The organism is Methylobacterium sp. CCH5-D2 (assembly GCF_001556475.1).
Taxonomy (GTDB): Bacteria; Pseudomonadota; Alphaproteobacteria; order Rhizobiales; family Beijerinckiaceae; genus Methylobacterium; species Methylobacterium hispanicum.
This window is the reverse complement of sequence record NZ_LSIX01000538.1, coordinates 1-2244: the sequence shown is the minus strand read 5'-3', so window position 1 is coordinate 2244 and position 2244 is coordinate 1. Positions and strand designations below refer to the sequence as shown.

The following is a 2244-nucleotide window of genomic DNA, read 5'->3' as shown; positions in this document are numbered from 1 at the left end:
ATCCTCGACGCGGATCAGCAGGGTGCGGCCCGCATCCTCCATGCCCATCCGCACCAGCACGTGGCCGCTTTCCGTGAACTTCAGGGCGTTCGACACGAAGTTGCCGAGCACCTGCCCGAGCCGCACGGGATCGCCCGGCATGCGGCGCGGCACATCGGGTTCCACGCTCGCCGCGAGGTCGAGCCCCGCGCCGCGCGCCCGCTCGCCGAACAGGGTCACGACGGTGTCGGCGACCTCGCCCGGATCGACCGGGATCCGCTCCAGTTCCAGCTTGCCCGCCTCGACCTTCGCGAAGTCGAGGATGTCGTTGATGATGGCGAGCAGGGACTGCCCGGAGCGGGCGATGACCTCGGCGTAGCGGCGCTGGCGCGGGGGCAGGTCGGTGCCGGCGAGGAGTTCCGCCATCACGAGCAGGCCGTTCATCGGCGTGCGGATCTCGTGGCTCATCGTGGCCAGGAAGGTCGATTTGGCGGCGTTGGCGGACTCGGCCGCCAGCATCGCCTCGCTGAGGTCGAGGGTGCGGACGCGGACCTCCTCCTCGAGCTTCGCGCCGTGCTCGGCCAACTGCCTGTCGCGCTCGTTCACGGCGCCGAGCAGCGCGTTGAAGGTGCCGGCCAGCGCCCCGACCTCGTCGTCGCCCGCGATCGCGGCGCGCCGCGTGTAGTCGTGCTGGAGCCGCACCGCGTCCATGGTGGTGGCGAGTTCCGCCAGCGGGCGCGTCACCGAGCGCTGCAGCCGGGCCGAGACGGCGAGGCCCACCACCAGCGCGAGCAGGCCCGCGAGCCCCGCGCTCAGGGCCACGCCGCCCACGCGCTCGGCGAGGTCGCCCGTCTGCGCCACGAGGACGACGCGGCCGATATCCCGGGCGTTCTCCTGCACGGGCGCGCTCAGGCGCAGCGTCCGGGTGAAGAGCAGGTCCCAGAGCCCGAGCTCGGCCTGCCCGTCGAGGTCGATGTCGCGGGCCAGCCGCAGGCCGACGCCGTGCTCGGCCATCACCGAGCCGTCCGGGCGCTCGATCGCCGCGTAGACGATCCTGTCGTCGCGGGCGATCGCCAGCAGCGCCGTCTCCGCCCCGGTCTCGTCCCCCGCCGCGACGGCCTGGACGCTGGCGGCGGCCGACACCCGGGCGAGCGCACCCAGATAGGCCCGCTTCTCGGCGGCGTAGCGATCGACCTCGCGCCAGACGGAGAGCGCCGTGGCGACGACGAGCGCCACCGCGACCGCGCCGATCACCGCCCAGGCGAGCCGCCCGGCGAGCGAGCGGCGCGGATCGAGCGAGCCGAGACGCATGATGGGGTTCCCTCTCCGTTGGGCGGATCGTCAGGCCGCGACCGGGCAGGCGACGGCGGGCGGCTCGCAATCGGGCAGGCGCTTCAGCGCCTGCCGCGCCGCGAGGTCGTCCGTCTTCGAATCGTCGGGGATCAGCGCGCGCATCGAGGGTCCCGGAAGAGCGCTACTGGCTCAGCATCAGCCGGCCCGAGAGCGGCCCGACGCCCTTGGGCACCGGCACGCTCGTCTGGTCGTAGTTGGCGTTCAAGTAGAGGTTCGGTCCCTCGTAGAGGTTGACCTGCCGGGCCACCACGACGGTGTAGGCGGACCGGTCCGCCACGGGCTTGTCGGCGTCGATCACCACCCGGCCGGCGGGCAGGTAGATGGTGCCCAGCATGGTGCGGGCGTTGTCGCTGATGATGCGGTAGGTCCGCATCGGCTGGGCGGCACCGAGGAGCGGCGGCGTCGGCGTCGGCGGCAACTCCTCGTCGGTCACCAGACCAGTGGCGAGGCCGGTCACCCCGCCGACGACGTTGCCCACGACGCCGAGCAGGGTCGCCACGGGATCGACCGGGTTGTTGACGCCGCGCTCCTCCATCATCAGCAGCCCGGCCATCACGCCGCTGGCGGGGGCCGCAAGGCTCACCGTGCTGCCCTTGCTGAACAGCAGCCCGGCCCTGTCCCCGGTGAAGTAGAACGCCACGCCGTCGCCGGAGACCGAGGCCTTCTGATCGACGACCAGGGGGCCGTCCTTCATCACGTAGATCCCGGGCCGCAGCGTCACGGTGGCCTTCTTGGTGATGCGCAGGCCGCCGCAATAGGTGCCGGGCTCGAGCGCGACGCTCTGATCGACCTCGTTCCTGCTGGTGTCGCCCCGCTTGTTGGCGGATGTCGGAATGGAGAGACAGGAGCCGATCGGCGGCGCGGGCCGGTCCTTGAGCGGATCCTCGATCACCGGGCATCCGGTCTGGGGCG

1 protein-coding gene and 1 pseudogene are annotated in these 2244 nt (G+C 72.4%); both read right to left on the bottom strand.

Going from position 1 to position 2244, the window contains the following annotated elements; translation table 11 throughout:
* Window positions 1-1290: histidine kinase dimerization/phospho-acceptor domain-containing protein (locus AX737_RS13810; RefSeq protein WP_156453709.1), on the bottom strand; the 1290-nt coding region annotated here is incomplete at its 3' end.
* 163 nt (window positions 1291-1453) lie between these two features.
* Window positions 1454-2244 (bottom strand): annotated as a pseudogene (locus tag AX737_RS13805) (hypothetical protein); the annotation flags it as partial.